This is a genomic window from Streptomyces silvae (genome assembly GCF_016745505.1).
In the GTDB taxonomy this organism is placed as follows: Bacteria; Actinomycetota; Actinomycetes; order Streptomycetales; family Streptomycetaceae; genus Streptomyces; species Streptomyces silvae.
Genome location: NZ_JAERUC010000200.1, coordinates 42434 through 68894, shown reverse-complemented (window position 1 = coordinate 68894; position 26461 = coordinate 42434). Strand labels below are relative to the sequence as shown.

At 71.5% G+C, this 26461-nt stretch carries 22 protein-coding genes and 1 pseudogene; 13 read left to right on the top strand and 10 right to left on the bottom strand.

What is annotated here, in order from left to right:
* Together JKV81_RS33560 and JKV81_RS33555 are read right to left on the bottom strand one after the other, a co-directional pair.
* The coding region (locus tag JKV81_RS33560) for an OmpL47-type beta-barrel domain-containing protein (RefSeq protein WP_307820657.1) at positions 1 to 701 on the bottom strand (701 nt) is incomplete at its 3' end.
* Positions 698 to 3142: a ThuA domain-containing protein gene (locus JKV81_RS33555; protein WP_202079414.1), complete on the bottom strand. Its 2445-nt coding sequence runs from the start codon at positions 3140 to 3142 to the stop codon at positions 698 to 700. The genes JKV81_RS33555 and JKV81_RS33560, both read right to left, overlap by 4 nt.
* 286 nt (positions 3143 to 3428) lie before the next feature.
* On the opposite strand from JKV81_RS33555, the gene JKV81_RS33550 reads away from it, so the two are divergent.
* Positions 3429 to 4418 carry a multicopper oxidase domain-containing protein gene (locus tag JKV81_RS33550; RefSeq protein ID WP_124275874.1) on the top strand — a complete coding sequence of 330 codons (990 nt, stop codon included), beginning with the start codon at positions 3429 to 3431 and terminating at the stop codon, positions 4416 to 4418.
* A gap of 97 nt (positions 4419 to 4515) precedes the next feature.
* Here JKV81_RS33550 and JKV81_RS33545 read toward each other — a convergent pair whose 3' ends face one another.
* Entirely contained in the window at positions 4516 to 6726 is a 2211-nt protein-coding gene (locus tag JKV81_RS33545) for a DEAD/DEAH box helicase (protein ID WP_129266756.1), read from the bottom strand.
* Between the two features lie 210 nt (positions 6727 to 6936).
* Here JKV81_RS33545 and JKV81_RS33535 point away from each other — a divergent pair.
* The 3 genes and pseudogenes from JKV81_RS33535 to JKV81_RS33525 all read left to right on the top strand — a co-directional run.
* Positions 6937 to 7770: pseudogene (locus tag JKV81_RS33535) on the top strand (LLM class flavin-dependent oxidoreductase); the annotation flags it as partial.
* Positions 7771 to 7906: 136 nt separating this feature from the next.
* On the top strand, positions 7907 to 8695 hold the full coding sequence (locus JKV81_RS33530) for a VOC family protein (RefSeq protein ID WP_129266755.1): 789 nt from the start codon (positions 7907 to 7909) through the stop codon (positions 8693 to 8695).
* A 97-nt stretch (positions 8696 to 8792) separates the two neighbouring features.
* Positions 8793 to 9044 (top strand): WhiB family transcriptional regulator, encoded by a 252-nt coding sequence (locus JKV81_RS33525; RefSeq protein ID WP_129266754.1) that lies wholly within the window; start codon positions 8793 to 8795, stop codon positions 9042 to 9044.
* 68 nt (positions 9045 to 9112) lie between these two features.
* Here the strand turns inward: JKV81_RS33525 and JKV81_RS33520 are convergent, their stop codons facing one another.
* The 4 genes from JKV81_RS33520 to ssgD all read right to left on the bottom strand — a co-directional run bounded on the left by JKV81_RS33520 (position 9113) and on the right by ssgD (position 13618).
* Positions 9113 to 10000: a chitosanase gene (locus JKV81_RS33520; protein WP_129267224.1), complete on the bottom strand. Its 888-nt coding sequence runs from the start codon at positions 9998 to 10000 to the stop codon at positions 9113 to 9115.
* Between the two features lie 168 nt (positions 10001 to 10168).
* Positions 10169 to 11146: an acyl-ACP desaturase gene (locus tag JKV81_RS33515; protein WP_202079412.1), complete on the bottom strand. Its 978-nt coding sequence runs from the start codon at positions 11144 to 11146 to the stop codon at positions 10169 to 10171.
* Positions 11147 to 11300: 154 nt separating this feature from the next.
* On the bottom strand, positions 11301 to 12947 hold the full coding sequence (locus tag JKV81_RS33510; protein WP_202079410.1) for an ATP-binding cassette domain-containing protein: 1647 nt from the start codon (positions 12945 to 12947) through the stop codon (positions 11301 to 11303).
* 254 nt (positions 12948 to 13201) lie between these two features.
* The gene (ssgD, locus tag JKV81_RS33505; RefSeq protein WP_129266752.1) at positions 13202 to 13618 is read right to left on the bottom strand and encodes a spore wall synthesis regulator SsgD; all 417 of its coding nucleotides are present in this window, start codon (positions 13616 to 13618) and stop codon (positions 13202 to 13204) included.
* 184 nt (positions 13619 to 13802) lie between these two features.
* On the opposite strand from ssgD, the gene JKV81_RS33500 reads away from it, so the two are divergent.
* Complete coding sequence (locus tag JKV81_RS33500; protein ID WP_129266751.1) at positions 13803 to 14888, top strand: WD40/YVTN/BNR-like repeat-containing protein; 1086 nt, start codon at positions 13803 to 13805, stop codon at positions 14886 to 14888.
* A 37-nt stretch (positions 14889 to 14925) separates the two neighbouring features.
* Here JKV81_RS33500 and JKV81_RS33495 read toward each other — a convergent pair whose 3' ends face one another.
* Positions 14926 to 16254 carry a BTAD domain-containing putative transcriptional regulator gene (locus JKV81_RS33495; RefSeq protein ID WP_129266750.1) on the bottom strand — a complete coding sequence of 443 codons (1329 nt, stop codon included), beginning with the start codon at positions 16252 to 16254 and terminating at the stop codon, positions 14926 to 14928.
* A gap of 147 nt (positions 16255 to 16401) precedes the next feature.
* Between JKV81_RS33495 and JKV81_RS33490 the strand changes: the two genes are divergently transcribed.
* Positions 16402 to 16950, top strand: coding sequence for a hypothetical protein (locus JKV81_RS33490; RefSeq protein ID WP_129266749.1), 549 nt, complete (start codon positions 16402 to 16404; stop codon positions 16948 to 16950).
* Positions 16951 to 16963: 13 nt separating this feature from the next.
* Here the strand turns inward: JKV81_RS33490 and JKV81_RS33485 are convergent, their stop codons facing one another.
* On the bottom strand, positions 16964 to 17263 hold the full coding sequence (locus tag JKV81_RS33485) for a YciI family protein (protein ID WP_202079409.1): 300 nt from the start codon (positions 17261 to 17263) through the stop codon (positions 16964 to 16966).
* A gap of 36 nt (positions 17264 to 17299) precedes the next feature.
* Here JKV81_RS33485 and JKV81_RS33480 point away from each other — a divergent pair, with 36 nt between their 5' ends.
* Positions 17300 to 18046 carry an endonuclease V gene (locus JKV81_RS33480; protein ID WP_202079407.1) on the top strand — a complete coding sequence of 249 codons (747 nt, stop codon included), beginning with the start codon at positions 17300 to 17302 and terminating at the stop codon, positions 18044 to 18046.
* 49 nt (positions 18047 to 18095) lie between these two features.
* Positions 18096 to 18242 (top strand): morphogenic membrane protein MmpA, encoded by a 147-nt coding sequence (gene mmpA / locus JKV81_RS33475; protein WP_014152821.1) that lies wholly within the window; start codon positions 18096 to 18098, stop codon positions 18240 to 18242.
* A gap of 28 nt (positions 18243 to 18270) precedes the next feature.
* On the opposite strand, the gene JKV81_RS33470 is transcribed toward mmpA, so the two are convergent.
* On the bottom strand, positions 18271 to 19461 hold the full coding sequence (locus JKV81_RS33470; protein WP_202079405.1) for a saccharopine dehydrogenase family protein: 1191 nt from the start codon (positions 19459 to 19461) through the stop codon (positions 18271 to 18273).
* A 207-nt stretch (positions 19462 to 19668) separates the two neighbouring features.
* Here JKV81_RS33470 and JKV81_RS33465 point away from each other — a divergent pair, with 207 nt between their 5' ends.
* The 5 genes from JKV81_RS33465 to JKV81_RS33445 are packed head-to-tail and all read left to right on the top strand — an operon-like array spanning position 19669 to position 26459.
* Entirely contained in the window at positions 19669 to 20820 is a 1152-nt protein-coding gene (locus tag JKV81_RS33465; RefSeq protein WP_129266747.1) for a CaiB/BaiF CoA transferase family protein, read from the top strand.
* Positions 20820 to 21854, top strand: coding sequence for an LLM class F420-dependent oxidoreductase (locus JKV81_RS33460; protein ID WP_202079403.1), 1035 nt, complete (start codon positions 20820 to 20822; stop codon positions 21852 to 21854). Before JKV81_RS33465 ends, JKV81_RS33460 begins: the two co-directional genes overlap by 1 nt.
* 1 nt (position 21855) lies before the next feature.
* A complete protein-coding gene (locus tag JKV81_RS33455; protein ID WP_129266745.1) occupies positions 21856 to 22998 on the top strand; it encodes an acyl-CoA dehydrogenase family protein in 1143 nt (380 codons plus the stop codon).
* A gap of 37 nt (positions 22999 to 23035) precedes the next feature.
* Positions 23036 to 24250 carry an acetyl-CoA C-acetyltransferase gene (locus tag JKV81_RS33450; protein ID WP_202079401.1) on the top strand — a complete coding sequence of 405 codons (1215 nt, stop codon included), beginning with the start codon at positions 23036 to 23038 and terminating at the stop codon, positions 24248 to 24250.
* 37 nt (positions 24251 to 24287) lie between these two features.
* A complete protein-coding gene (locus JKV81_RS33445; protein ID WP_129266744.1) occupies positions 24288 to 26459 on the top strand; it encodes a 3-hydroxyacyl-CoA dehydrogenase NAD-binding domain-containing protein in 2172 nt (723 codons plus the stop codon).
* Positions 26460 to 26461: the final 2 nt, after the last annotated feature.

Here is a 26461-nt window from a genome sequence, read left to right as displayed (position 1 = left end):
TCGGTGGCGCGGTAGCGGACGGTGTGGTCGCCGACCTCGTCCACCACGACGGGCGCGGTGTACGGCTGCCAGGCACCGTCCGCCCCGAGCGCGTACTCGACGGTGTCGACGCCCGATCCGGCGTCGGTCGCCGCCACGGTGACGGTGGCCTGGCCGATGTACGCGCCGTCGGCGTTCTTGTCGCCGTCCACCGTCGCCGAGGTCTCGGGAGCGGTGGTGTCGTCACCGCCGCCCCCGTCCTCGGTCACTGTGAGGACGCCCTGCATCGAGCCGTGGCCCGGGATCGTGCAGTGGTAGAAGTACTTGCCCGGGGTGAGCGTGACCTCGACGCTGTGCTTGCCGCCCTCGCTGTCACCCGGGTTGGCCAGGATGTTGACCTGGACGTCGCTGTTGTATTCCGGGTCCGACACGCTGAACGTCAGCGTGTGCGGCATGCTCGTCGTGTTGCCCGTGGCCTCGCTGTTCTCGAAGACGATGGTCGCCGCGCCGGCCACCGCGGTCTCCGGAGCGGTCAGATAGTGGTCGATGGGGTCGCCCGCGGTCCAGGTGAGGACCTGGTCGGCCGCCGCCGCCCGGTCGTCGTCGCGCCCGTACGCCGCCGTCGACGCCAGCCCGAGGACCATCAGGAACGAACCGAGCAGGGCGAGCCACCACCGGGCGGGCCCGTACCGCCGTCGCGCGAGGAGTGAAGGGTGTCTCACTGCGCTGCCGCCTTCCTGGCCAGGTCTGCGGCGGCCGGGGTCGGTCCGCCGCCCTTGTACGTCACGCGCCACAGCGCGGACTTGGAGTCGGAGGTGAAGAAGCCGCGCCCGTAGTCCAGGACGTAGAGCGAGCCGTCCGGGGCGAACTTCCAGTCCATGAGGTTGCGGATGCCGTCCGCGCCGACCGGGATGATCTTCTTCAGGGACTCGGCGTGGGTGGGCAGGCCGCCCTTGCCGACCGTCTTCGGGTCGGTCAGCACGGCGTGCCGCGGCTGGGTGTCGTCGTAGAAGTCACCGACGAACCACTTCCCGTCCCAGTACGAGGGCCACTTGGCCTCGCTGGTGCTCTTCGCGTCGTAGCGGTAGACCGGGCCGTTCATCGTGGCCTGGCCGCCGCCCTTGAGCCAGGGCAGGAGCTCTTTCTGGTCCTCGACCTTGTAGCTCGGGATGCCGTTCTCGTCGCGCGGGTAGTCGACGCCGCCGCCCTGGGGCGAGTACCAGATGGTGTTGCCGGTCACCGGCGGCAGGTTGACCAGGCCGTTGTTGTTCGGCGACTCGTTCTTGGGCGCGTCGCAGTCGTACCAGCCCAGCGGCTTGGTCGGGTCGGGCAGGTTGCGGTCCCGGTAGGGCTGCTTGTTGCCCATGCAGTACGGCCAGCCGTGGTTGCCGGCCTTGGTGATCGCCGCGAACGTGTCGTACTTGGCGGGGCCCCAGGTGGTGCTGGGCGCACCCGCGTCCGGGCCGACCCAGCCCGCGTACAGCGTGTCGGTCGACGTGTCGATGGAGATGCGCGCCGGGTTGCGCACGCCCATCACATAGATCTCGCCGCGGGTCTTGCCGCCACCCTCGTCCGGCTCCTTGCCGGTGAAGAGGTTGCCCTCCGGCAGGGTGTAGGTGCCGTCGTCCTCGGGGTGGATCCGCAGGATCTTCCCGTTGAGGTTGTTGGTGTTGCCCGCGGTGCGGCGGGCGTCCGCGAAGGACACGCCCTTGTAGTTCGGCTGTGGGTTGTTCCCGGAGTAACCGTCGCTGAACTGCGAGGAGTTGTTGTCACCGGTGGCGATGTACAGGTTCTGCTTCGAGTCCCAGGCCATCCCGCCGCCCGCGTGGCAGCAGCTGTGGATCTGGACCGGCCACGACAGGAGCACCTTCTCGGAGGCCAGGTCCAGCTTGTTCGTGGCCTGGTCGAAGGTGAAGCGCGAGACCTGGCGCACCGCCATCTGCTTGTCGCGGTCGATCTTCGCGTGCGGGGTGTAGTGCAGGTAGACCCAGCCGTTGGTGGCGAAGTCCGGGTCCAGCTCGATCCCGAGCAGGCCCTCCTCCACCTTGACCAGCTCGTCGCCGCCGCCCTTGTTGCCGAAGACGCTCAGCTTGCCGGCGAGGGTGACCTTCTTCGTCGCCGGGTCGTAGACGTGGATCTCGCCCTCGCCCTTGCCGACGTTCGGGTCGTTCCAGTCGGTGACCACCGGAACGCTGCTGTCCGCGCCGCCGCGCCCGATGTAGAAGACCCGGCCGTCCTTCGCGGTCACCAGGCCGTGCGGCTCGCCGATCTGGTCGTTCTGGCCGGGCTGGTTGGGCTGGGTGAGGCGCTCGGCCTTGTAGTTGGAGTCGATGGTGGCCTTGCAGTCGGCCTGCGACAGACGGCTCGTCCAGGCCAGCGCGCCGCGCAGATGGTCGCGGAAGTCGGTCTCGGCGAAGCTCGCCGCCGTACCGCCCATGGCCGTGTAGAAGGAGCGGCCGCCGTCGTAGTCACGGCACCAGGAGACCGGGTGGTCCCAGCCGTTGGCGCTCTTGCCCGGGCTGTAGGTGAGCTCCCGGACCCGGGCCACGGTGTGCACGTCGCCGGACGGGTTGTCCTTCCAGTTCAGCCAGTTGTCCGGGCGCTTCCACTCCAGCGGGAGGTTCTTCGTCGCCGGGTGCTGCCGGTCGCCGATCTCCACCGTGGCGCGCTGCACGTCCTTCGGGCTGTCCGCCGCCGGACGGGCGCCGACCAGGCCGGTGAACCAGTCGGAGTACGGTTCGGTGCGCGCCGCGTCATGGATGCCGAGGAAGCCGCCGCCGGCCTCCATGTAGGCCTCCAGACCCGCCTCCTGCTCCGGGTCGAGCACATCGCCGCCGCCGGTCAGGAAGACGACCGCGTTGAAGGTGCCGAGCTTCTTGCCGTTGGTGAAGACCCCGGCGTCGTCGGTGGCGACGGTCTTGAAGCGCCCCGCCTCGGGGCCGCTGAGCCCGATCTTCTCGATGGCCGCGATGCCCGCGTCCACGGTCGGCGACTCCTCGCCCGCCGAGGCGTGGAACACCAGGACCTTGACATTGGCCCCGCCGGGCGGCGTGGGAAGGGACAACGTTGTCGCCATCCGTTCCTTCAGCCCCGGGTCAGGATAGGGACTGGCGGTGGCCGCGTTGCCGCCGAGCAGGGACGCGGTCAGGGCACCCGCTGCCACGGCCGCCGCGATACCGCGGCGCGATCTGGACCTGTGATGTGGTGTGCGCTGCATGTGGTCACCCACCCCTCTTGGTCACTTCTCTGGTCACTTCTCTCGTCACCGCACCTCTGTGGTCACTGCGACAGCGCACGAAGCTAGACCTCTTTTCGTGGCTCGCCAATAGGTATGGCAGCAATCGAACGAACTTTGTCCTGAGTGTGGATAAACCAACGGGCCCCAGCTACCGTGTGGGCCGTCCAGGGGAGCAGCGCGTCAGTTTCCGTCTCGCAGTGGGGAGTTCGACATGGACCGAAGGACCTTCAACCGCCGGATGCTGGTGGGCGGCGGGGTGGCGGCGGCCACCGGGGTGACATCGATGTCACTCGGAGCCGTGCAGGCCACCTCCGCGGAGAACCCCGCGAAGACCGCCCCCGCGGGCGGGGCGGTCCGCCATCTCAAGCTGTACGCCGAGAAGCTGGCGGACGGTCAGCTCGGTTACGGCTTCGAGAAGGGCAAGGCGTCCGTCCCCGGCCCGCTCATCGAGATCACCGAGGGCGACACGCTGCACATCGAGTTCGAGAACACCACCGACGTCGACGCCAGCCTCCATGTCCACGGCGTCGACTACGACATCGCGAGCGACGGCACCCGGATGAACCGCAGCCATGTCGAACCCGGCGGCACCCGGACGTACACCTGGCGCACCCACGCCCCCGGCCGCCGCAAGGACGGCACCTGGCAGGCGGGCAGCGCCGGTTACTGGCACTACCACGACCACGTTGTCGGCACGGACCACGGGACGGGCGGCATCCGCAAGGGGCTGTACGGGCCGCTCGTCGTACGCCGCAAGGGAGATGTGCTGCCGGACAAGACGATCACCATCGTCTTCAACGACATGACCATCAACAACAAGCCGGCCGACAAGAGCCCGAACTTCGAGGCCACCGTGGGCGACCGGATCGAAGTCGTGATGATCACGCACGGCGAGTACTACCACACGTTCCACATCCACGGGCACCGCTGGGCGGACAACAGGACGGGGCTGCTCACCGGCCCCGACGACCCCAGCCGGGTGGTCGACACCAAGATCTGCGGGCCCGCCGACTCCTTCGGCTTCCAGATCATCGCGGGCGAACACGTGGGAGCCGGGGCCTGGATGTACCACTGCCACGTCCAGAGCCACTCCGACCAGGGGATGGCCGGCCTGCTGCTCGTGGCGAAGGCGGACGGCACGGTGCCGGGCTACGACCCGCCGCACCACGCGGCGGGCGGGGCGGAGACGCACCAGCACTGAGACCGGGCGACTCGGCCAGGATCCTGCTCGGGCCCCGGCCGTCCGCCTCCGGCTCGTGCCCGGCTCGGACCCCGTCCGGTCCGGCCCGGGCCCCGGCTCAGACCCGGGCCGCCATCCGCTGCTGTTCCTCCTCCACGATGCGCCGGGCGAGCGCCCCGTCCGAGACGTCGACGGCGTCGGGCGTCGCCTCGGCGACATCGCTGCGCCGCGCGTACTGGTCGAAGAGCCGGTCCTTGCGCGCCAGGATGTCCAGCATCCGCTGGTCCACGCTGTCGGCCGCGAGGAGCCGGTGGACCCGTACGGTCCGTATCTGCCCCATGCGGTGCGCCCGGGCCACCGCCTGGTGCTCCATGGTCGGCTTGATCTGCGGCTCGCACAGGATGACCACGGACGCCGCCTGGATGTTGAGACCGACTCCGCCGGCCTGTATCTGGCTCAGCAGCACCGCGTGCCCGTCCACCGCGCCGAAGGAGTCGACCAGCTCCTGCCGGCGCGCGGCCGGGATCCCGCCGGACACCGGACCGAACACGCCCTGGCCCAGGGCCTCCTGGACGGTCCTGAGCACCTCGCGGAAGTACGAGAACACCACGACCTTCAGCCCGTTGGCCTCGGCCTCCGCGACCAGCTCGCGCAGCCGGTTGAGCTTCGCCGACGTCTCGGGGCGGGCGTACGCGGCGCGGCGCATCCGCATGAAGTGGCCCGAGCCGACCGCTTCGCGGTACGCCTCCAGGTCCGCGGGGGAGAACTCCTCCCACTCGTCGGCCTGCACCAGCGCGGGGAGTTCGCTCAGCACGTCGTCCTGGTTCCGGCGCAGATAGGCGGGTGCGACGGCCCTGCGGAAGGCGTGCGAGCCGGCCACGCCGTGCGTGGCGGTGACGAGCGGTGCCAGCTCCGGCCGCAGCTGGCGCACCAGGCTCCGGAACTCCTCGACCCGGTTCTCCATCGGGGTGCCGGTCAGGAACAGCACCCGCTCGGTGTGCCCGGTCCAGCCGCTCACGGCCCGGGAGCGCCGGGTCCCGGGGTTCTTCACGAAGTGGGCCTCGTCCACCACCACCATGCCGGGCCTGACCCCGCAGCCGGGCGCCTCCGGAAGCGTGGACAGCGCGTCGAAGGTGGTCAGGGCGACGCCGCCCCGCTCGCGCCACTCACCGAACGCCTCCTGCCGGTCGGGGCCGTGCACCGTCACGGCCCGCAGCGTGGAGCGGGCCGTGACCTCCCGCCGCCAGTTGATCAGGACACTCGCCGGGCACACCACCAGGAAGTGCGTCTCGCCCCCGGCGGCGAGATGTGCCAGCGCGGCGATGGCCTGCACGGTCTTGCCCAGCCCCATCTCGTCCCCGAGGATCACCCGCTTCTGGGCCAGCGCGAAGCGCGCGCCGAAGGACTGGTAGCCGCGCAGCGAGACCCGCAGGCACGTGTCGTCGAGCCGCAGCCCACGCACCCGGTCCGCGATCCCGGCGGGCAGGAACCCCTCGGCCGCGTCCCGGTCGGGACCGCTGCCGGACAGCTCGGCGAGCAGGCTGTAGTACTCGGCGGAGCGCAGCTCGAAGTCGACCCAGGCCTCCGCCTCGGACGCGGGAGCGCGCAGCAGGTCGACGGAGACCTGCCCGAACAGGGCCCGCAGCCCGCGTGCGTCGGCGTCGAGCACCACCGCCTGTACGGAGGCGACCGCGGCCGGGACCCTGGCTCCGGCCGCCCGGCCCGAGAACAGCATCCGCAGCCGGCTCCGGGCGGGCGCCGCCACCAGGAGCAGGGGTTCCAGCTCCGCGGTCAGACGCCGGGCGGCATCGGTCGCCCTGCGTACGTCGGGGCCGGCCTCCACCAGCCGGTGCAGGGCGACGAGCAGCGCGTTCGTCTCCGCGTCCGCCGCGTCCATGTCTATCCGTACGGCGACGGTGTCCCGCACCGCGTGCGCGATCTGCCGTGCGGCGGCGAGGGCCTGGTCGGCGGTCTGCGCGCCGACGCCGGGGATCTGGCGGAGTTCGTAGCGCCCGGCTCCGTGCACCCGGCCGACCGTGGTGTACCCCGCCTGCTCCAGCGCGCCGAGCCGCAGCCTGCCCTCGGTGACGTCCGCCAGCCTGGAGGCGGGGATGGAGGCCAGTTCGAGACCGACGAGGGAGTCCAGCAGGGGGCTGAGCGCGGTGTGCGCGGCCTCGACGGCGCCCCGGTGGTCGTCCAGCACCGCGCGGGCCGCGCCGGCGAGCGCCTGGGCGTGGTCGAGCAGCTCACGCGCGGCTCGTCCCGTGGGCACTTTCCCCGTGGTCCCCCGGCCCGTGGGCGCTCCGCCCGTGGGTACGGCCTGATTCATCCGTGTCCTTCTCGTCCCCGCCGCCCCTCCGTGACCGGCGGCCTTCGCCCTCCCTGGCGGGTCCCATCGTGCCACGGTCAGGGCGCGGCGCCGCCTCTCACCGGGCGGGCGCCCTGCGCTCCGCCGGTGTCAGCAGGAGTACGCCCAGGGCGCGCGCACAGGACCGGGCCTCCTCCAGGAACCAGTCCGTCCGCTCGTCCGTGATCACGGCCGGGGCTCATCTCGCCGACCCTGCTGGCCAAGATGGCGCTCAGCTTCGACCAGCTGTTCGGCGGCCGTCTGCGCTTCAACGGCTCCACCAAGTCGCTCCAGGAGTACGGACTCCACGTGGAGCACGACGAACGGTACGCGCTGAGCGCCGAGTACTGGTCGATCGTGAAGCGGCTGACCGCCGGCGAGGTGTTCGACCACAAGGGCCGCTTCTGAGACCTGAAGAACGCGGGTGCCTCGTTCCGCGATCTGAAGCCGGTGCAGGCCCCGCACATCCCGCTGTGGTTCGGCGGCTCGTCCGACCCGGGGATCGAGATGGCGGCCGAACACGTCGACGTCTTCCTCACCTGGGGTGAACCCCCGCACCTGCTGAAGGAGAAGCTGGAGAAGGTCAGGGCGCGGGCCCGCGCCCACGGCCGCACCCTGCGCATCGGGCTGCGGCTCCACCTCATCGTCCGTGACACGGAGGACGAGGCCTGGGCCGCGGCCGACCGGCTGCTGGACGTCACCAGCGAGGCGACGTACGCGCGCATGCTCGGGGACCGTGCCGGTGAGGAGGGCGTGGGCTGGCAGCACCAGTTCCGGCAGCACGGCGGGCGCGTCCCGGCCCGTGCGCGGGAACTGGAGACGCACCCCAACATGTGGCCGGGCATGAGCCTGTTCCGGCCGGGCCCCGGCACGGCGGTCGTCGGCTCGACGGCCCAGGTCGTGGAGCGTCTCAAGGAGTTCGAGGACCTGGGGGTGGACACCTTCATCCTGTCCGGGAACCCCCTCCTGGAGGAGGCCTACCGGGTCGCGGAAACGGTGCTGCCGGCGCTCGGCGTCAGGCGCTGAGCCCCGGCGGACACGGCCTTCCGCAGCCCGGCCGCGCCGGGCTGCGGTTGTCGGTGCCCGGTGCAAGACTCGGAGGGTGAGGGAAGTCCGGCGTGCACGCACACGCGGGGCACGGAATCCGCCCGAGGAGCACACCATGCTCGACCCGTCCTTCGTCACCGGCGCGCCCAACTGGATCGACCTCGGCACCCCCGACGTCGATGCGGCCACCACCTTCTACGACGGCCTGTTCGGCTGGGACCTGGTGCCCGGCGGCCCCGAGACCGGTGGCTACGGGATGTACCAGTTGCGGGGGAAGACCGTCGCCGGGGTCATGACCGTGCCGGAGGAGCAGGGGAAGCCCGCCTGGTCGGTCTACTTCCAGACCCCCGACGCCGACGCCACCGCGCGGACGGTCGAGCAGGCCGGAGGCACCGCCGCGTTTCCCCCGATGGACGTGCTCGACTACGGGCGCATGGGCGGCTTCACCGATAGCACCGGCGCGTACTTCGGCGTCTGGCAGCCCAGGAAGAACACCGGACTCGGCATGATCATGGAGCCGGGAGCGCTGATCTGGGCCGAGCTGTACACCCCGGACGTGCCGGCGGCGGCCGCGTTCTTCAACACCGTCTTCGGATGGCAGACCGACCAGATGTCGTACCCCAGCGGCACCTACACGATGATCCGGCCCGCCGACGGCAAGGAACCCGACTCCTCGTTCGGAGGGGTCGTGCCCCTCGACTCCGTACCCTCCCAGGCCGGGGCCGGGCCCCACTGGCTGCCGTACTTCGCCGTGGACGACACCGACGCGACGGTCGCCGCAGCGGAGCGGCTGGGCGGGCGGGTCACCATGCCCGCCACGGACGTGCCGGAGGTCGGACGGATCGCGACCTTCACCGACCCCGCGGGCGCGGCGTTCGCGGTGATCAAGCCCGCTCCGATGTAGCGTGCCGCCGGGCCGGACGGGAAGCGGGAGCCCGGCCGGCGGCGGGCGTTGAACAATCGTTGATCACTTGTTTATCGCCGCCGGACACGATGGGCGCATGCCGATCAACACCATGACCGACGAGCTCACCTGGCAGGAGAGCGCCCTGTGCGCCCAGGCCGGGCCCGAGTTCTTCTTCCCGGCGCCGGGAAGCTCCACCCGTGAGGCCAAGCAGCTGTGCAACGCCTGCGAGGGCCGCGTGGCCTGCCTGGAGTACGCACTCGCCCATGACGAGCGCTTCGGCGTCTGGGGCGGGCTCTCCGAGAAGGAGCGGGAGAGGATGCGCAGAGGCCGGTCCGGCCGCAGCTGATCAACAGGACGTACGAGACCCTCCCGGCACGTCGGCACGGAGTTTCTCCGCGCCTGCCGGGAGCCGCGTCACGTGAGGCGGAAGGTCTCGCCGTACACCTTCCACACCAGCGGCTTCCTCAGTTCGAGATTCCCCTCGCGCAGGAACACCCGCTGGGCCGTGTCGATCCGGGTCGTGTCGCGCTGCACCTTCCGGTTCTTGATCGCCGACCGGCTCTCGTCGAGGAAGGCGTCGAGGTACGCCTTCTCGTCGCCGCCCTCCGAGGCCGTGTCCGCCACCGCCATCGCGGCGTCCCGGATGCCGTAGAAGCCGTCCGCCTCGACACCGGGGCCGTGCAGGACCATGGCGTCGTAGTAGATGAACTGGCCCAGGGTGCCGAGGCCGTCCATCTTCGCCAGCCGTACCGCGGGCTCGAAGTACAGCCGGTCACGCGTCGCGTCCTGCGCCTTGCGGAACTGCGGGTCCTCCGCGGCCCGGCGCCAGGCGTCGGTGAAGCCGGGGTCCAGACCCTCGTGCGAGTCGCTGCCGTCCACCGTGCGCAGGGCGGGGAGGAACGGGGCGAGCGGGTTGTCCGGATGCTTCGCGGTGTAGCCCTCGACCAGCTGCAGCATGTCGTTCGTGCCGGAACAGAAGCCGACTATGCCGGCGGTGTAGCCGGTGCCGTCGCCGACGTCCTCTATCGCCCCGTACTGGCTGCGCCAGTCCAGCGTGGACGCCTCCGCGCTGGACACCAGCCGGGAGGCGGTCTCCTTCATCGCGGGAGCGGCGAGGCCGGGCGGCAGCGCGTCGATCTCCTCGGCGTGGTCGTCGGCCTCCTCGGCCGCGGGCGCCGCCGGACCGGAATCCGAGGATCCGCCCGCATGCCTGACCACGGTGGGCGGCTCGGAATCGCCACCGCTGAACACGATCGAAGCGACAATGGCGATCGGTGCACCGAAAAGAACAAGACGCGTCACAGGTTTCACCGGCACAGAGTACGTTCTGTGAAGCTATGGGGGGAGTCCCTCCATACGTTGAACGCACTCCTGAACGCACTGTGGCGGCGCACGCGTGATGCGTACACCGCCACGGTCCGGCGGGTCGGGGAGCGGATCCCGAGCCCGGCCGGGTGGTTTTCCGGCGGATCAGCCCTGTGCGGCCCGGGCCGCCATGCGGGTCTTGCGGGCCGCCAGCTTCTCGTCGAACTTCGACGCCTCGCTGTCCAGGCCGTTCATGTACAGCCCGAGCTCCTCCTGCGCCTTGAGGCCCTCCGGGCCGAGCCCGTCGATGTCGAGGACCTTCAGGTACCGCAGGACGGGCTGGATCACGTCGTCGTGGTGGATGCGCATGTTGTAGATCTCGCCGATCGCCATCTGCGCGGCGGCCCGCTCGAAGCCGGGCATGCCGTGTCCGGGCATCCGGAAGTTGACGACGACATCGCGCACGGACTGCATCGTGAGGTCCGGGGCGAGCTCGAAGGCCGCGCCCAGCAGATTGCGGTAGAAGACCATGTGCAGGTTCTCGTCGGTCGCGATCCGGGCCAGCATCCGGTCGCAGACGGGGTCGCCCGACTGGTGGCCGGTGTTGCGGTGCGAGACGCGGGTCGCGAGCTCCTGGAAGGCGACGTACGCCACGGAGTGCAGCATGGAGTGGCGGTTGTCGGACTCGAAGCCCTCCGCCATGTGTGCCATGCGGAACTGCTCCAGCTTGTCCGGGTCCACGGCGCGCGAGGTGAGGAGGTAGTCGCGCATCACGATGCCGTGCCGGCCCTCCTCCGCGGTCCAGCGGTGCACCCAGGTGCCCCAGGCGCCGTCGCGGCCGAAGAGGGAGGCGATCTCGTGGTGGTAGCTGGGGAGGTTGTCCTCGGTCAGCAGGTTCACGACGAGGGCGATACGTCCGATGTCGGTGACCTTGGACTGGCCGCTCTCCCACGCCTCCCCGTCCTCGAAGAGGCCGGGGAAGTTGCGGCCGTCGGAGAACGGCACGTACTCGTGGGGCATCCAGTCCTTGGCGACCTTGAGATGGCGGTTGAGTTCCTTCTCCACCACCTCTTCGAGCGCGTAGAGCAGCTGGGCGTCGGTCCACGCCTTCGAACTGCTTGTGTGGGGAGAGGTGATCGTCACGGGGGCTCCTGGGGACGGGAGAATTACCTACGGCTTCGTAGGTTACGTGACCGTAGGTTAAGGCGGCGGTAAGGCGAGAGCCAAGCCCGGTCCTCGGGGTGCCTGCTCACGCACTGTCATCCGTGCAGGTCATAGGCGTACGGGAGGGGGCAGGTCAGGCGTCGTCGCCCCCGCTTCCCGGCAGCTGACCAGGGTCGATGTCCCGGAGTCCGTCCGCGTCCAGCAGCAGCCACCGGGTGATCCCCAGCGACGCCAGGAACGGCAGGTCGTGGCTCGCCACGATCAGCGCCCCCCGGTACGCCGCCAGCGCCGACGTCAGACGGTGCACACCGGACAGATCGAGGCTGTTCGTCGGCTCGTCCAGCATCAGCAGCCGGGGGGCCGGATCCGTGAGCAGCAGCGCCGCCAGCGTGGCCCTCAGGCGCTCACCGCCCGAGAGGGTCCCGGCCGGGAGGTCACCACGCCCGCCCTTGAAGAGGAAGTGCGCGAGCCTCGCCCGGATGCCGTTGTCCGTGGTGCCAGGCGCGACGCGTGCCACATTCGCCACCAGGGACAGCGTGTCGTCGAGCACGTCGAGACGCTGCGGCAGGAAACCCACCGGCACCTGGACGGCCGCCTCGCCAGACACCGGCTCCAGCTCGCCGGCGATCGTACGCAGCAGCGTCGTCTTCCCCGCGCCGTTACGGCCGATGAGCGCGATCCGCTCCGGCCCGCGCAGATCCCACTCGCCCGGAACCCTTGCCCCGTACGCCAGCTCGAGGTCACGGAGCATCAGCACCCCGCCGCCCGGATACACCTGGGTCTGCGGCAGCTCGATCCGGATCGCCTCGTCGTCCCGCACCGCCTCGACCGCCTCGTCGAGCCGCTCCTCCGCCTCGGCCAGCCGCTCGGTGTGCAGGACGCGGTGCTTGCCGGCCGACTCCTGGGCGGTCTGCTTGCGCTGCCCCATCACGGCCTTCGGCTCGCGTTTGGTGTCCCACATCTTCTGCCCGTACCGCCTGCGACGGGCCAGCTTGACGTGGGCGTCGGAGAGTTCGCGCCTCTGGCGCCGTACGTCGGCCTCGGCGGCCCGCACCATCCGCTCGGCCGCCTCCTGTTCCACCGCCAGCGCCTGCTCGTACGCCGACAGGCTGCCGCCGTACCAGGTGACCGCGCCGTCCCGGAGATCCGCGATCCGGTCCACCCGCTCCAGCAGTTCCCGGTCGTGGCTGACCACGACCAGCACCCCCGTCCAGGCGTCCACGGCGTCGTACAGCCGCCCCCGGGCGTACACGTCGAGGTTGTTGGTCGGCTCGTCGAGCAGCAGGACGGCGGGGCGGGCCAGCAGGAGCGCCGCCAGGCGCAGCAGGACGCACTCCCCGCCGGACAGTTCGCCGACGGTCCGGTCGAGACCGATCGCGGACAGGCCCAGCTGGCTCAGCACGGCCCCGGCGCGCTCCTCGACGTCCCAGTCGTCCCCGACCGCGGCGAAGTGCTCCTCACGGGTGTCGCCCGCCTCGATGGCGTGGAGCGCCGCGCGCGCCGTGGCGACACCCAGGACCTGGTCCACCCGCAGCGCGGTGTCCAGGACGAGGTCCTGGGGGAGGTAGCCGATGTCGCCGGCCGCCCGGACATGTCCGGCCGTGGGCGTGAGTTCACCGGCCATCAGGCGCAGCAGGGTGGACTTCCCGCAGCCGTTGAGACCGATCAGCCCGGTCCGGCCGGGGCCCACCGCCAGGTGGAGGTCGTCGAAGACCTCGCTCCCGTCGGGCCAGGCGAACGAGAGGGAGGAGCAGTGGATATGCGTGGTGGATGCAGGCACAAGGGTCTCCCGGCTGCGTCGAGGGAATCACGGAGAACGGCTCGGACACTGGGGTCACGCGGGGGCACACATGCGTCAGGCACGCGGCGCGGTATGCGGACACCTCAGATGTGGAGCAACGTCCTTCTCCGATCCGACGACAACAGGGGCAACAGGAACGCTACGAGCCGTCCCCGTGGCCACGCAACCGAATTCCGGCCGCGTTCCGGGAGAGAGGAACGAGGGAGGGAGGGGCGGGACTTTCAAAACACGCCCTAGGCGGGCCCGCCCAGCAGATCGGTCAGGTCGCCGTCCAGGTCCATGAAGCGGTGCTCGTCCCCGACCGGGACCAGCTCCTGCGCCCGCTTCAGGAAGCGGCGCAGCTCGGAGGTCCGCACATGCACCATCGCGATGCCCTCGACCGCGTGGAACTCCAGCACCGTACGGTCGTAGCCGAAGGGCCGGACCCGAACGTCACCGACACCGGCCGGCGCGTCCATGCCGGTGGTGAGCAGCTCCCGGGAGAACTCCCAGGACACCTCGGTGCCTTCGAGCGTCGCCGGTGCCGGGAACGCCATGCGGACGGCGAAGGGGTCCGTGCGGTCGTAGTGCAGAGTGGCGGGCAGAGTCTCCATACGCGGCGCGGACGCGACCATACGGGCCTGCACGGACTGCTCGATAACGCTGGACAAGACCTGCTCCCTCTCGCCTCGGACGAACGGTTCCCGGCATTGGAGTAGACGACGGAACGCCTCCATCCGTGCACCGGCGGACGGCGTGAGCTGCGTCACCGCCCCCGTCTCCCTCTGATCGACTGCCCCGTTTCGCCCGGCGCACCCTGGACGCCCGCCCGCCGGTGGGTTAGCTTCCAGCGCCATGAGGCCCATGGGGAAGACGAGACGGCTGATCGCACCGGTGCTCTGCGGGGCGGCGGTGACCGCCGCACTGGCCGCACCGTCGGCGCAGGCCACGGCCGGTGGGCACGGCGACCGCACACCGCGATGGGTGTCCACCACGACGGGGACGGACGCGCGTTTCCGCGGTCTCGCCGCCGTCGGACGCGACACCGCCTGGGCCGCCGGCACCGGGGGCACGGTGCTGCGGACCACGGACGCGGGGCGCCACTGGCGCGACGTCTCACCGGACGGGGCGGCCGGGCTGGAGTTCCGGGACATCGAGGCCTTCGACCGGCGGCGGGCGGTGGCGCTGGCCATCGGTGAGGGCGAGGCGTCCCGGGTCTTCCGTACGGAGGACGGGGGCGCGACCTGGACCGAGTCCTTCCGTAACACCGACGCCCGCGCCTTCTACGACTGCCTGACCTTCTTCGACAGCCGCCACGGACTGGCGATGAGCGACCCGGTGGACGGGAAGTTCCGCATCCTGTCGACCTCGGACGGAGGGCGGAACTGGCGGGTGCTGCCCGACCGGGGGATGCCCGCCGCGCAGCCGGGCGAGGCCGGGTTCGCGGCGAGCGGTCAGTGCCTCGTCAGCTCGGGCGGCAAGGACGTCTGGCTCGCCACCGGCGGCGCCGCGTCCTCCCGGGTGCTGCACTCCGCCGACCGCGGCCTGACCTGGAAGGAGGCCGGGGCGCGGATCCCGGCGGGTGATCCGGCGCGCGGGGTCTTCGGCCTCGCCTTCCGGGACCGTACGCACGGCATCGCGGTCGGCGGCGACTACCGCGCGGGGGAGGAGTCGCCCGACGCCGCGTCCGTCACCGGGGACGGCGGCCGGAGCTGGCGCGACGCGGCCACCCCGCCGCCCGCCTACCGGTCCGGCGTCGCCTGGCTGCCCGGCAGCCGGAGTTCGGCGCTCGCCGTGGGCCCGACCGGAACCGATGTCACCCGGGACGGCGGGCGCACCTGGCGGACCGTGGACACCGGCTCGTACGACACGGTCGACTGCGCCCCGGACGGCGGCTGCTGGGCCGCCGGAGAGAAGGGCCGGATCGCGCGGCTGCGGTAGCGGTACGGGTCTCCTCGGGCCCGCGCGCCGTACGGTGTCAGTGCGGTCTGCCGCAGGTGCCGAGGCTGCACCAGCGGCGCCTGCCGCTCTCGTCGGGGAAGACCCAGCCGCAGCCGGCCCCCGGGCAGACCCGGATCATGAACCGGGCCGGGTCTCCCAGCAGTTCGGCCGCGCTGCGGGCCACGCCCAGCAGCGGCAGCCGCAGCCCGGCGGACGGGGACAGCCGCCAACGGCCCAGCCCGTCCTCGCCCCGGACGAACGAGGAGACCCTCGCCGCCTCCTGCGCCACGGCGGCCACCACCTGGAAGGCCGGCACGTCCTCGGGGTCGGTCAGAGCGGTGTACAGCCGCGTACGGAACGTCCGGGCCTCCTCCAGCACGGCCGCGGCCTCCTCCGGCCGCTGCTGAGCCTGCGTGAGCAGCCCCGACACGAGCGGCTCCTCCGCGAGATCCAGATGGCCCGCCCAGACGGCCAGCGTGGAGTACGCGCGCAGCCATTCGGATCCCGGTGACGGAGGATCGCGCCAGCCGGCATAGGTGTTGCAGAATTCGAGCGCCGGATGCCCGCTCGTGCTCCACGGCAGCCACTCCCCGCCCACCCGCACCGCGTACACGGGCCCCGGCGGCCGGTCCAGCCGGGGATCGCCCCGCAGCATGCGCTCGTGCAGGGTCCGCAGGGCCGCGCCCGGTTCGACACCGAGCCGGCTCACGAGCGCCTTTCTGGTGAGCCGGTAGAGATCGAGGGCCTCGGCCTGCCGACCGCTCCGGTGCAGCGCGGTCATGTGCGCGGCGACCAGGCGCTCCCTCTCCGGGTGGCGGGGGACCACCGGAGCGAGTTCGGCGACCACCCTGGCGTGCTCGCCGAGTTCGAGACGGGCCTCCGCCCGCTGTTCCAGCGCGGACAGCCGCAGTTCGGTCAGATGGCCGCGGAGCCGGTCGCGCAGCGCGTCGTCGGCCACATCGGCGAGGAGCGGCCCGTGCCACAGGGCGAGGGCCTCGTCGTAGTGGCGCACCCGCCGCACCGCGTCCTCGGTGGCCCGTGCGCGGCCGCAGAGAGCGACGAACTCCCTGGCGTCGACGGTGTGGCCGTCCGGGTCGAGGGCGTAGCCGCCGTGCCGGGTGTCGATGTGCAGCCCGTACGGCCGCAGCCGCGCGCGGAGCCGGCCGATGTAGGTGTGGAGGGTCCTGCGGGCGGAATCCGGGGCGTCGCCGTCCCAGAGCAGGTCGGCGAGGCGCTCGGTGGCCACGACCCGTCCCGCGTCGAGCAGCAGGATCGCCAGCAGGCAGCGCTCCTGACGGCGGCCGGAGACCTGGACCCGCGCGCCGTCGTGACGGGCCTCGAACGGACCCAGCAGTCGGAACTCCATGGCGACGCAGAGCATATAGGGACGGGACGCACGGGTGAACGGGCGTGGTCAGCGGATGGTCAGCAAATGGTCAGGAGCGGCGGGCACGCTGTGGCCGGCACAGTCCGACCGCTTCCTCACGTTCCCGAACGTTCCCAAGGAGTCACCGTGCGACGAACAGCGCAGTTCCTGACGGCAGTCGCCGCGGCCACCGCCCTGGGCGCGGCGCCCGCCCACGCGACGCCCGCCACCGCCACCACCTCCGCCGCCGACCGCCCGGGCCCCGGCCACGCGCTCGGCTGGGAGCCCGCGCCCTCGGCGCCCTGGGACGTCGCGGCGGGTCAGCGCTGCGACTTCGCCATCCACGGCGAACCCGTCGTGGACGAGGTCGTCCAGCGCGTCCTGGACCGGCACCCGGACGGGTCACCGAAGCGGGTGGCGTACAAGGGCGACCTCGTCGTCCGGGTCACCAACCAGGAGACAGGGGCCTTCCACGACGCGGACGCGAGCGGCTCCGCGATCGTCGAGTACCGCACCGACGGCTCGCAGTTCTGGTCGGTGCTCGGACCCGTCCTGGTCGGCGTGGGGGAAGGCAACCTCGACCGCGGCATGTACCTCGTCGACGGCGTCTGGACCCTGTTCATCAGCGCCTCCGGCCACCGGACCGTGACCATGGCGCACGGCACCACCACCGACATCTGCGGGCTGATCGGCTGACCGGGCCCGGGATTCAGCCGGCCGGCTGCTGCCGGTACGGCGCGAGCGCGTCCGAGGTCTTCGTCGCGACGAACTCCGTGATCCGGTAGGCGCACACCCCGTGCGTCGCGAAGGGGTCGGAGGCCGCGATCCGCTCGATCCCGGCACGGTCGTCGCCCACCGCCAGGATCACACCGCCGTCGCGCGGGTTCTTGCGTCCGGAGGCGATGAACACCCCGGCCGCGTACTGCGCGTCCAGCCAGGCCACATGCTCCGTCATCAGGGCGTCGACGCGCTCGACCGGTGCGGTGTAGGTCAACTCGAGTACGAACATGATCGCCAGGCTACCGGCTGCCTAGACTGACCCGTCATGACGACTTTCCGGATGCCCGCCGACGAGGCCGAAGCCCGCGCGGTGCAGGACGAGTTGCGCCCACGGGTGGTCCTGGACGAGCCCGGCCCGCCGCCCGGGGTGGGCCGGGTCACCGGCGTCGACGTCGCCTACGACGACGAGCGCGACCTCGTCGTCGCGGCGGCCGTCGTCCTGGACGCGGCGACCCTGGAGGTGATCGCCCGGTCCACCGCCGACGGCCGCGTGACGTTCCCGTACGTCCCCGGCCTCCTGGCCTTCCGGGAGATCCCGGCCGTCCTGGCGGCGCTGGAGGGCCTGCCGGTGGACCCGGGGCTCGTGGTCTGCGACGGCTACGGGCAGGCCCATCCGCGCAGATTCGGTCTCGCCAGCCACCTCGGCGTCCTCACCGGCCTGCCCGTCATCGGTGTGGCGAAGAACCCCTTCACCTTCCGCTACGAGGAACCCGGGCCGCGGCGGGGCGACTTCACCCCGCTGATGGACGGTGACGAGGAGGTGGGCCGGGCCCTGCGCACGCAGAACGACACCAAACCCGTCTTCGTCTCCGTCGGCCACCGCACCGGCCTGGACAACGCCTGCGCCCATACGCTCGCGCTGGCCCGCGACTTCCGTCAGCCGGAGACCACCCGCACGGCCGACGCCCTCTGCCGGTCCGCCCTCAAGGAAGCGATCGGGCGGACCGGCGCCTCCCCGGGAAGCACGATCGGCCGAACCGACGCCGCCCGCCCGGGATCTGTTGCCGACTGAGTACAAAAACGGATGTTGGTTGTCGAACATCAGGGGCAGGCTGGTACGCATGATCGACCACCACGCACCCCAGATGAGCACCGGAACCGTACGTCTCTCCCAGCGCGGCGTCGCTGTGGGCATGACCCTGGGCGTCCTCGCGGGCGCCGGCTGGACCGTGTCCATGGTCGTCACACTGGCGTCCTGGATGCTCTGACCCACCGGGTGCGCGCGCCCTCCGGGGCTCAGCGCACCGCCGCGACCCGGAAGCGCAGCCCGGCGGCCGTCAGCCGCTCCAGCAGCGCGTCGCCCATCGCCACGGCCGTCGTGACCTGACCCGACGTCGCCGGCAGATCGTCGAGGGCGAGCGCCAGAGCCGCCTCGGCCAGCATCTTCGCCGTCTCGTCGTAACCGGGGTCACCGCCCGACACCTCGGTGCACACGCGCCGGCCGCCGCCCTCGCCGATGAAGCGGACCGTGAACCAGCTGCGCTTCCTGCGCCGCTCGTCGGGACCGGTGCCCGGCTCGACGCGGGAGGAGAGCCAGTCCCGCGCCGCGGGGATCTGGGCGGCCCCCGCGAGCAGGACCGTCGCCGCCGTGCCGCCGAGCGCTACCGGCAGGTGCTTCACCGAGGCGAAGTGCCGGTAGCGGAAGTCGGGGCCGTAACGCTCCAGCCCCCGCGCGGACCGCTCCACGACCCGGGGGTCCAGCGTCGGCAGCGGCAGGGCCCAGGTGCCGGTCCCCGGGCTGAAGTGCGGCGCTCCCTGCGGGGCGCGGGCCCTGCGGCCGACCAGGCGAGGCTCGTGCAGACGCCGTTCCCGCGCCGCCCGCGCCATCTGCGGGCCACGGCCCAGCGCGGTGAGCGCCGAGGCGAACGTACCGCCGGAGAAGACCGCGTTGGTGCGGACGAAGCCGTCGATCGTCAGCGGCACGCCCTCGGGGAGTTGCTGCACGGTGAAGTACACACCGAGGTCGTGCGGTACGGAGTCGAAGCCGCAGGCGTGCACGAGGCGCGCCCCCGTCTCGCGGGCCCGGCCGTCGTGCTCCAGGTACATCCGGTCGACGAACTCGGCCTCTCCCGTGAGGTCGGTGTAGTCGGTCCCGGCGTCCGCGCAGGCGGCGACCAGCTTCTCGCCGTACCAGACGTACGGTCCGACCGTGGACGCCACGACATGCGCCGACCCGGCGAGCTCGCGCAGGGAGCCGGCGTCGTCCGCGTCGGCCGTCAGCAGGGGGACGTCCGCGCAGCGGGGGTGGTGCGTGGCGAGTCGGTCGCGCAGCTGTTCCAGCTTGGCGCGGCTGCGGCCCGCCAGGGCCCAGCGGCAGCCGTCCGGCGCGTGGGCCGCGAGGTATTCGGCCGTGAGCGCCCCCACGAAGCCGGTGGCTCCGAAAAGGACGACGTCATAAGGGCGTTCCGCCCCGCTCTGCCTGTTCATGAGTGCCTCCGTCTGCGCCGGCGCCGATGTGGCAGGCAGAGGGTAGCCGAGGTGTTCCTTGTGCCGTGCCGCCGGGGGAGGGCCTCGGTGCGAGAGGATCCGGGAGAAGGAACTAAGCGCTTGCTCGGCCAAAAGGGTTGTGCGGAGCGCGGTCGCTTCTTAGCATCATCGATGTTACATCAGTTGTGTCACACCGCTGGGGGCTTGATGGCAACGACAGGACGCGGATCGCAGGGCCCGCTGACCGGAGTGCGCGTCGTCGAACTGGCGGGCATCGGCCCGGGTCCGTTCGCCGCGATGCTCCTCGCCGACCTCGGCGCCGACGTGGTGCGCGTCGACCGGCCCGGAGGCTCGGTGATCGGCGTCGAACCCGCCTTCGACCTCACCAACCGGAACAAGCGGTCGGTCCTCGTCGACCTGAAGTCCGAGGGCGGAGCCGGGCAGGTCCTCGACCTCGTCGAGCGCGCCGACGTCCTGATCGAGGGCTACCGTCCGGGGGTCGCCGAGCGCCTCGGCGTGGGCCCCGACGCCTGCCTGGAGCGCAATCCGAGGCTCGTCTACGGGCGGATGACCGGCTGGGGCCAGGACGGGCCGCTGGCCGAGCGGGCGGGACACGACATCGGCTACATCGCCCTGACCGGCACGTTGTCCATGATCGGCAGAGCCGGTGAACCGCCCACCGTGCCCGCCAATCTGGTCGGCGACTACGCGGGCGGCTCGCTCTACCTCGTCGTCGGTGTGCTTGCCGCCCTCCAGCACGCCCGTACGCCCGGCGGGACCGGGCAGGTCGTCGACGCGGCCATCGTCGACGGCGCGGCCCATCTCGCCACGATGATCCACGGCATGCTGGCGGCCGGCAGCTGGCAGGACCGGCGCGGCACCAACCTCCTGGACGGCGGCTGCCCCTTCTACGGCTCCTACGCGACCTCCGACGGCGCGTACATGGCCGTCGGGGCACTGGAACCGCGCTTCTACGAGGAGTTCACCCGCCTCCTCGGGATCGGGGACGAGGCCCCCGACCGCAACGACCTCGGACGCTGGGAGGAACTGCGCGCCCTGGTCGCCGAACGGTTCTCCACCCGTACACGAGCCGAGTGGACCGAGATCTTCGAGGGGACGGACGCCTGCGTGGCCCCCGTCCTCTCGCTCCGCGAGGCACCCCACCACCCCCACCTCGCCGCCCGCTCCACCTACGTGGAGCACGGCGGCCTCACCCAGCCCGCCCCCGCACCCCGCTTCTCCGCGACGCCCGTCTCCGTACGCGGCGGCCCCGCACTGCCCGGTGCGGACACCGAGGCCGTCGCCGAGGAGTGGGGCCTGCCGGGCCTGCTGACCACCGGGAAGGAAACGACCGGCTGATGGAACTTTCCCTGCCGCTCGACTACGCGGGCGACCCGCGCGCCGCCTGCGACCAGGTCGCGGAGCTCGAGTCCGCCGGACTCGACGCCGTCTGGGTCGCCGAGGCGTACGGCTTCGACTCGCCCACCCTCATGGGCTACCTCGCCGCCCGCACCGACCGCCTGAAGATCGGCGCGGCGATCCTCAACGTCTACTCCCGCACCCCCGCCCTCATCGCCCAGACCGGCGCCGGGCTCGACGCCGTGTCCGGCGGCCGCGCCCTGCTCGGCCTGGGCGCCTCGGGCCCGCAGGTCGTGGAGGGCTGGCACGGCAAACCGTACGACAGGCCGCTCGGCCGGACCCGCGAGACCGTCGAGCTCTGCCGCCGCATCTGGCGGCGCGAGACCATCGACCACCACGGGATCACCGACATGCCGCTGCCCGAGGAGAAGGGCGGCAAGCTCGGCAAGCCGCTGAAGATCCTCACCCGGCCGGTGCGCGACACCATCCCCCTCTACGTCGCCTCCCTCGGCCCCGCCAACGTGGCGCTGACCGCCGAGATCGCCGACGGCTGGCTGCCCACCCTCTACATCCCGGAGAAGGCCCAGCAGGTCTGGGGCACCGCACTGGCGGAGGGCACGGCGAAGCGCGACCCGGCCCTCGGCCCCCTGCAGACCGTCGCGGGCGGCCTGCTCGCCATCGGCGACGACGCCGCGGCCGCCCGGGACCTCGCCCGGCCGCAGATCGCGCTGTACGTCGGCGGCATGGGCGCGCCCGGCAAGAACTTCTACAACGACCTCGCCGTGGCCTACGGCTACGAGAAGGAGGCCGCCACCATCCAGGAGCTCTACCTCTCCGGGAAGAAGAGGGAGGCCGAGGCAGCCGTCCCGGACGAGTTCTGCGAGCTCATGACGCTCTGCGGCCCCGAGGGGTACGTACGCGACCGCATCGAGGCCTTCCGTGAGGCAGGCGTCACCATGCTCAACGTCATCCCCGTCGGCCCCGAGCCGGCGCGGCTGATCTCCACCGTCAAGAACTGGCTCCAGGGGGCTTGAAGTGCAGCGGCAGATCTTCACCGAGGAGCACGACGCGTTCCGCGAGACCGTCCGCACCTTCCTGGCCAAGGAGGTCCTCCCGTACTACGAGCAGTGGGAGGAGGACGGCATCGTCTCGCGCGAGGCCTGGCTCGCGGCCGGCCGTCAGGGGCTGCTCGGCCTCGCGGTCCCCGAGGAGTACGGCGGCGGCGGCAACGCCGACTTCCGCTACAGCGCGGTGCTCGCCGAGGAGTTCACCCGGGCCGGGGTCTCCGGACTGGCGCTCGGCCTCCACAACGACATCATCGGCCCCTACCTGACCGGCCTCGCCACCGAGGAGCAGAAGCGGCGCTGGCTGCCCGGCTTCTGCAGCGGCGAGACCATCACCGCCATCGCCATGACGGAACCCGGCGCGGGCTCCGACCTCCAGGGCATCCGCACGAGCGCCGAGGACAAGGGCGACCACTGGCTCCTCAACGGCTCGAAGACCTTCATCTCCAACGGCATCCTCGCCGACCTGGTGATCGTCGTCGCCAAGACCTCACCGGAGGGCGGGGCGAAGGGCCTGTCGCTGCTCGTCGTCGAGCGCGGCGCCGAGGGCTTCGAGCGGGGCCGCAACCTCGACAAGATCGGCCAGAAGTCCCAGGACACCGCCGAGCTGTTCTTCAACGACGTACGCGTGCCCAAGGAGAACCTCCTGGGTGAGCTCGACGGCGCGTTCATCCACCTCATGACCAACCTGGCCCAGGAGCGCATGGGCATAGCGGTCGCCGGGATCGCCGCCGCCGAGCACCTCCTGGAGATCACCACCCGGTACGTCAAGGAGCGCGAGGCCTTCGGACGCCCGCTCTCCAAGCTCCAGCACATCCGCTTCGAGATCGCCGAGATGGCCACCGAGTGCGCCGTCACCCGCGCCTTCCTCGACCGGTGCATCGTCGACCACTCCGAGGGGACGCTCGACGCCGTCCACGCCTCGATGGCCAAGTGGTGGGCCACCGAACTGCAGAAGAGGGTCGCCGACCGCTGCCTCCAGCTCCACGGCGGGTACGGCTACATGACGGAGTACCGGGTCGCCAAGGCCTTCACCGACGGCCGTATCCAGACCATCTACGGCGGCACGACCGAGATCATGAAGGAGATCATCGGCCGCTCGCTGCTCTCCTGACCCACCCGCCCCGCCCCGAACCCGAAAGGCAGCTGCCTTGAGTACCGAAGCATTCGTCTACGACGCGATCCGCACCCCGCGCGGCCGCGGCAAGGCCAACGGCGCCCTGCACGGCACCAAGCCGATCGACCTGGTCGTCGGCCTCATCCACGAGATCCGCGACCGGTTCCCCGGCCTCGACCCCGCGGCCATCGACGACATCGTCCTCGGCGTGGTCAGCCCGCTCGGCGACCAGGGCTCCGACATCGCCCGTATCGCCGCCATCGCCGCGGGCCTCCCGGACTCCGTCGCGGGCGTCCAGGAGAACCGCTTCTGTGCCTCCGGTCTCGAAGCGGTCAACCTGGCCGCCGCCAAGGTCCGTTCGGGCTGGGAGGACCTGGTCCTTGCGGGCGGCGTCGAATCGATGTCCCGGGTGCCCATGGGCTCCGACGGCGGCGCCTGGGCCATGGACCCGATGACCAGCTTCGAGACCGGCTTCGCCCCGCAGGGCATCGGCGCCGACCTCATCGCCACCATCGAGGGCTTCTCCCGGCGCGACGTCGACGAGTACGCCGCCCTGTCCCAGGAGCGCGCGGCCATCGCCTGGAAGGAGGAGCGCTTCGCCCGCTCCGTCGTCCCGGTCCGGGACCGCAACGGCCTGCTGGTCCTCGACCACGACGAGCACTTGCGCCCCGGCACCACCGCCGACTCCCTGGCCTCCCTCAAGCCGTCCTTCGCGACGATCGGCGAGATGGGCGGCTTCGACGCCGTGGCGCTCCAGAAGTACCACTGGGTCGAGAAGATCGACCACGTCCACCACGCGGGCAACTCCTCCGGGATCGTCGACGGCGCCGCCCTCGTCGCCATCGGCTCCAAGGAGACCGGCGAGCGCTACGGCCTCACCCCGCGCGCCCGGATCGTCTCCGCCGCCGTATCGGGCTCCGAGCCGACCATCATGCTCACCGGACCCGCCCCCGCCACCCGCAAGGCGCTGGCCAAGGCCGGGCTCACCATCGACGACATCGACCTCGTCGAGATCAACGAGGCCTTCGCCGGTGTCGTCCTGCGCTTCGCCCGGGACATGGGCCTGAGCCTCGACAAGGTCAACGTCAACGGCGGCGCCATCGCGCTCGGCCACCCCCTCGGCGCGACCGGCGCGATGATCCTCGGCACGCTCATCGACGAGCTGGAGCGGCAGGACAAGCGCTACGGCCTCGCCACCCTCTGCGTCGGCGGCGGCATGGGCATCGCCACCGTCGTCGAGCGTCTCTGACCGTCCCCCGGCCATCCCTGCCTACGGAGAAACAGCAATGACCGAGAGCACGACCATCCGCTGGGAACAGGACGAGACCGGCGTCGTCACCCTCGTACTCGACGACCCCACCCAGTCCGCCAACACGATGAACCAGGCGTTCCGCGACTCCATCGCCGCCGTCGCCGAACGCGCCGAGGCCGAGAAGGACTCGATCCGCGGCATCATCTACACCTCCGCGAAGAAGACCTTCTTCGCCGGCGGCGACCTCAAGGACATGATCCGGATCGGTCCCGAGAACGCCCAGGACGCCTTCGACGCCGGTACCTCGATCAAGAGGTCGCTGCGCCGCATCGAGACCCTCGGCAAGCCGGTCGTCGCCGCCGTCAACGGGGCCGCGCTCGGCGGCGGTTACGAGATCGCGCTCGCCGCGCACCACCGCATCGCGCTGGACGCCCCCGGCTCCCGGATCGGCCTCCCCGAGGTCACCCTCGGGCTGCTGCCCGCAGGCGGCGGTGTCACCCGTACCGTACGGCTCATGGGCATCACGGACGCCCTGCTGAAGGTCCTGCTCCAGGGCACCCAGTACACCCCGCAGCGGGCGCTGGAGAACGGCCTCGTCCACGAGGTCGCCACCACCCGCGAGGAGATGCTCGACAAGGCCCGCGCCTTCATCGACGCCCACCCCGAGTCGCAGCAGCCCTGGGACGTCAAGGGCTACCGGATCCCCGGCGGCACCCCGTCCCACCCGAAGTTCGCGGCCAACCTGCCGGCCTTCCCCGCCAACCTGAAGAAGCAGCTCGCGGGCGCGCCCATGCCCGCGCCCCGCAACATCATGGCGGCGGCGGTCGAGGGCTCGCAGGTCGACTTCGAGACCGCGCAGACCATCGAGGCGCGCTACTTCACCGAACTGGTCACCGGCCAGGTCGCCAAGAACATGATCCAGGCGTTCTTCTTCGACCTCCAGGCCGTCAACTCCGGGGCCAGCCGCCCCGAGGGCGTCGAGGAGCGCCAGGTCCGCAAGGTCGCCGTCCTCGGCGCCGGGATGATGGGCGCGGGCATCGCCTACTCCTGCGCCCGCGCCGGCATCGACGTCGTCCTCAAGGACGTCTCCACCGAGGCCGCAGCCAAGGGCAAGGCGTACAGCGAGAAGCTCCTCGCCAAGGCGCTCTCCCGGGGCCGCACGACCGAGGCGAAGCGGGACGAGCTCCTGGCCCGCATCACCCCGACCGGCGACCCGGCCGACCTCGCGGGCTGCGACGCCGTGATCGAGGCGGTCTTCGAGGACACCGCGCTCAAGCACAAGGTGTTCCAGGAGATCCAGGACATCATCGACCCCGACGCGCTGCTCTGCTCCAACACCTCGACGCTGCCCATCACGGTGCTCGCCGAAGGTGTCAGCAGGCCGGTGGACTTCATCGGGCTGCACTTCTTCTCGCCCGTCGACAAGATGCCGCTCGTCGAGATCATCAAGGGCGAGAAGACCGGCGACGAGGCCCTGGCACGCGCCTTCGACCTGGTGCGCCGGATCAAGAAGACCCCGATCGTCGTCAACGACTCCCGCGGATTCTTCACCTCACGCGTCATCGGGCACTTCATCAACGAGGGCGTCGCGATGGTCGGCGAGGGCGTCGAGCCCGCGTCGGTCGAACAGGCGGCGGCGCAGGCCGGCTACCCCGCCAAGGTGCTGTCCCTCATGGACGAGCTGACCCTCACCCTGCCCCGCAAGATCCGCAACGAGACCCGGCGCGCCGTCGAGGAGGCGGGCGGCACCTGGGCCACACATCCCGCGGACGCGGTCATCGACCGGATGGTCGACGAGTTCGGGCGGCCCGGGCGCAGCGGGGGAGCGGGCTTCTACGAGTACGGCGAGGACGGCGGGCGCGGCGCCCTCTGGCCGGGTCTGCGCGAGCACTTCACCAAGCCCGGCGCCGACGTGCCCTTCGAGGACATGAAGGAGCGGATGCTCTTCTCCGAGGCGCTGGACAGCGTCCGCTGTCTGGAGGAGAACGTCCTCATGACCGTCGCCGACGCCAACATCGGCTCCATCATGGGCATCGGCTTCCCCGCCTGGACCGGTGGCGTGCTCCAGTACATCAACGGCTACGAGGGCGGCCTGCCCGGTTTCGTGGCGCGTGCGCGGCAGCTGGCCGAGCGGTACGGCGACCGGTTCCTGCCCTCCGGACTCCTGGTGGAGAAGGCCGAGAGGGGCGAGACCTTCCACGACTGACG

What these genes read in the sequence shown, in the direction of transcription:
- JKV81_RS33550 (WP_124275874.1), top strand. Translation starts at nt 3,429, where the DNA reads ATGGACCGAAGGACCTTCAACCGCCGGATGCTGGTGGGCGGCGGGGTG.
- JKV81_RS33545 (WP_129266756.1), bottom strand. Translation starts at nt 6,726, where the DNA reads ATGAATCAGGCCGTACCCACGGGCGGAGCGCCCACGGGCCGGGGGACC.
- JKV81_RS33530 (WP_129266755.1), top strand. Translation starts at nt 7,907, where the DNA reads ATGCTCGACCCGTCCTTCGTCACCGGCGCGCCCAACTGGATCGACCTC.
- JKV81_RS33525 (WP_129266754.1), top strand. Translation starts at nt 8,793, where the DNA reads ATGCCGATCAACACCATGACCGACGAGCTCACCTGGCAGGAGAGCGCC.
- JKV81_RS33500 (WP_129266751.1), top strand. Translation starts at nt 13,803, where the DNA reads ATGAGGCCCATGGGGAAGACGAGACGGCTGATCGCACCGGTGCTCTGC.
- JKV81_RS33495 (WP_129266750.1), bottom strand. Translation starts at nt 16,254, where the DNA reads ATGGAGTTCCGACTGCTGGGTCCGTTCGAGGCCCGTCACGACGGCGCG.
- JKV81_RS33485 (WP_202079409.1), bottom strand. Translation starts at nt 17,263, where the DNA reads ATGTTCGTACTCGAGTTGACCTACACCGCACCGGTCGAGCGCGTCGAC.
- JKV81_RS33480 (WP_202079407.1), top strand. Translation starts at nt 17,300, where the DNA reads ATGACGACTTTCCGGATGCCCGCCGACGAGGCCGAAGCCCGCGCGGTG.
- mmpA (WP_014152821.1), top strand. Translation starts at nt 18,096, where the DNA reads ATGATCGACCACCACGCACCCCAGATGAGCACCGGAACCGTACGTCTC.
- JKV81_RS33470 (WP_202079405.1), bottom strand. Translation starts at nt 19,461, where the DNA reads ATGAACAGGCAGAGCGGGGCGGAACGCCCTTATGACGTCGTCCTTTTC.
- JKV81_RS33465 (WP_129266747.1), top strand. Translation starts at nt 19,669, where the DNA reads ATGGCAACGACAGGACGCGGATCGCAGGGCCCGCTGACCGGAGTGCGC.
- JKV81_RS33460 (WP_202079403.1), top strand. Translation starts at nt 20,820, where the DNA reads ATGGAACTTTCCCTGCCGCTCGACTACGCGGGCGACCCGCGCGCCGCC.
- JKV81_RS33445 (WP_129266744.1), top strand. Translation starts at nt 24,288, where the DNA reads ATGACCGAGAGCACGACCATCCGCTGGGAACAGGACGAGACCGGCGTC.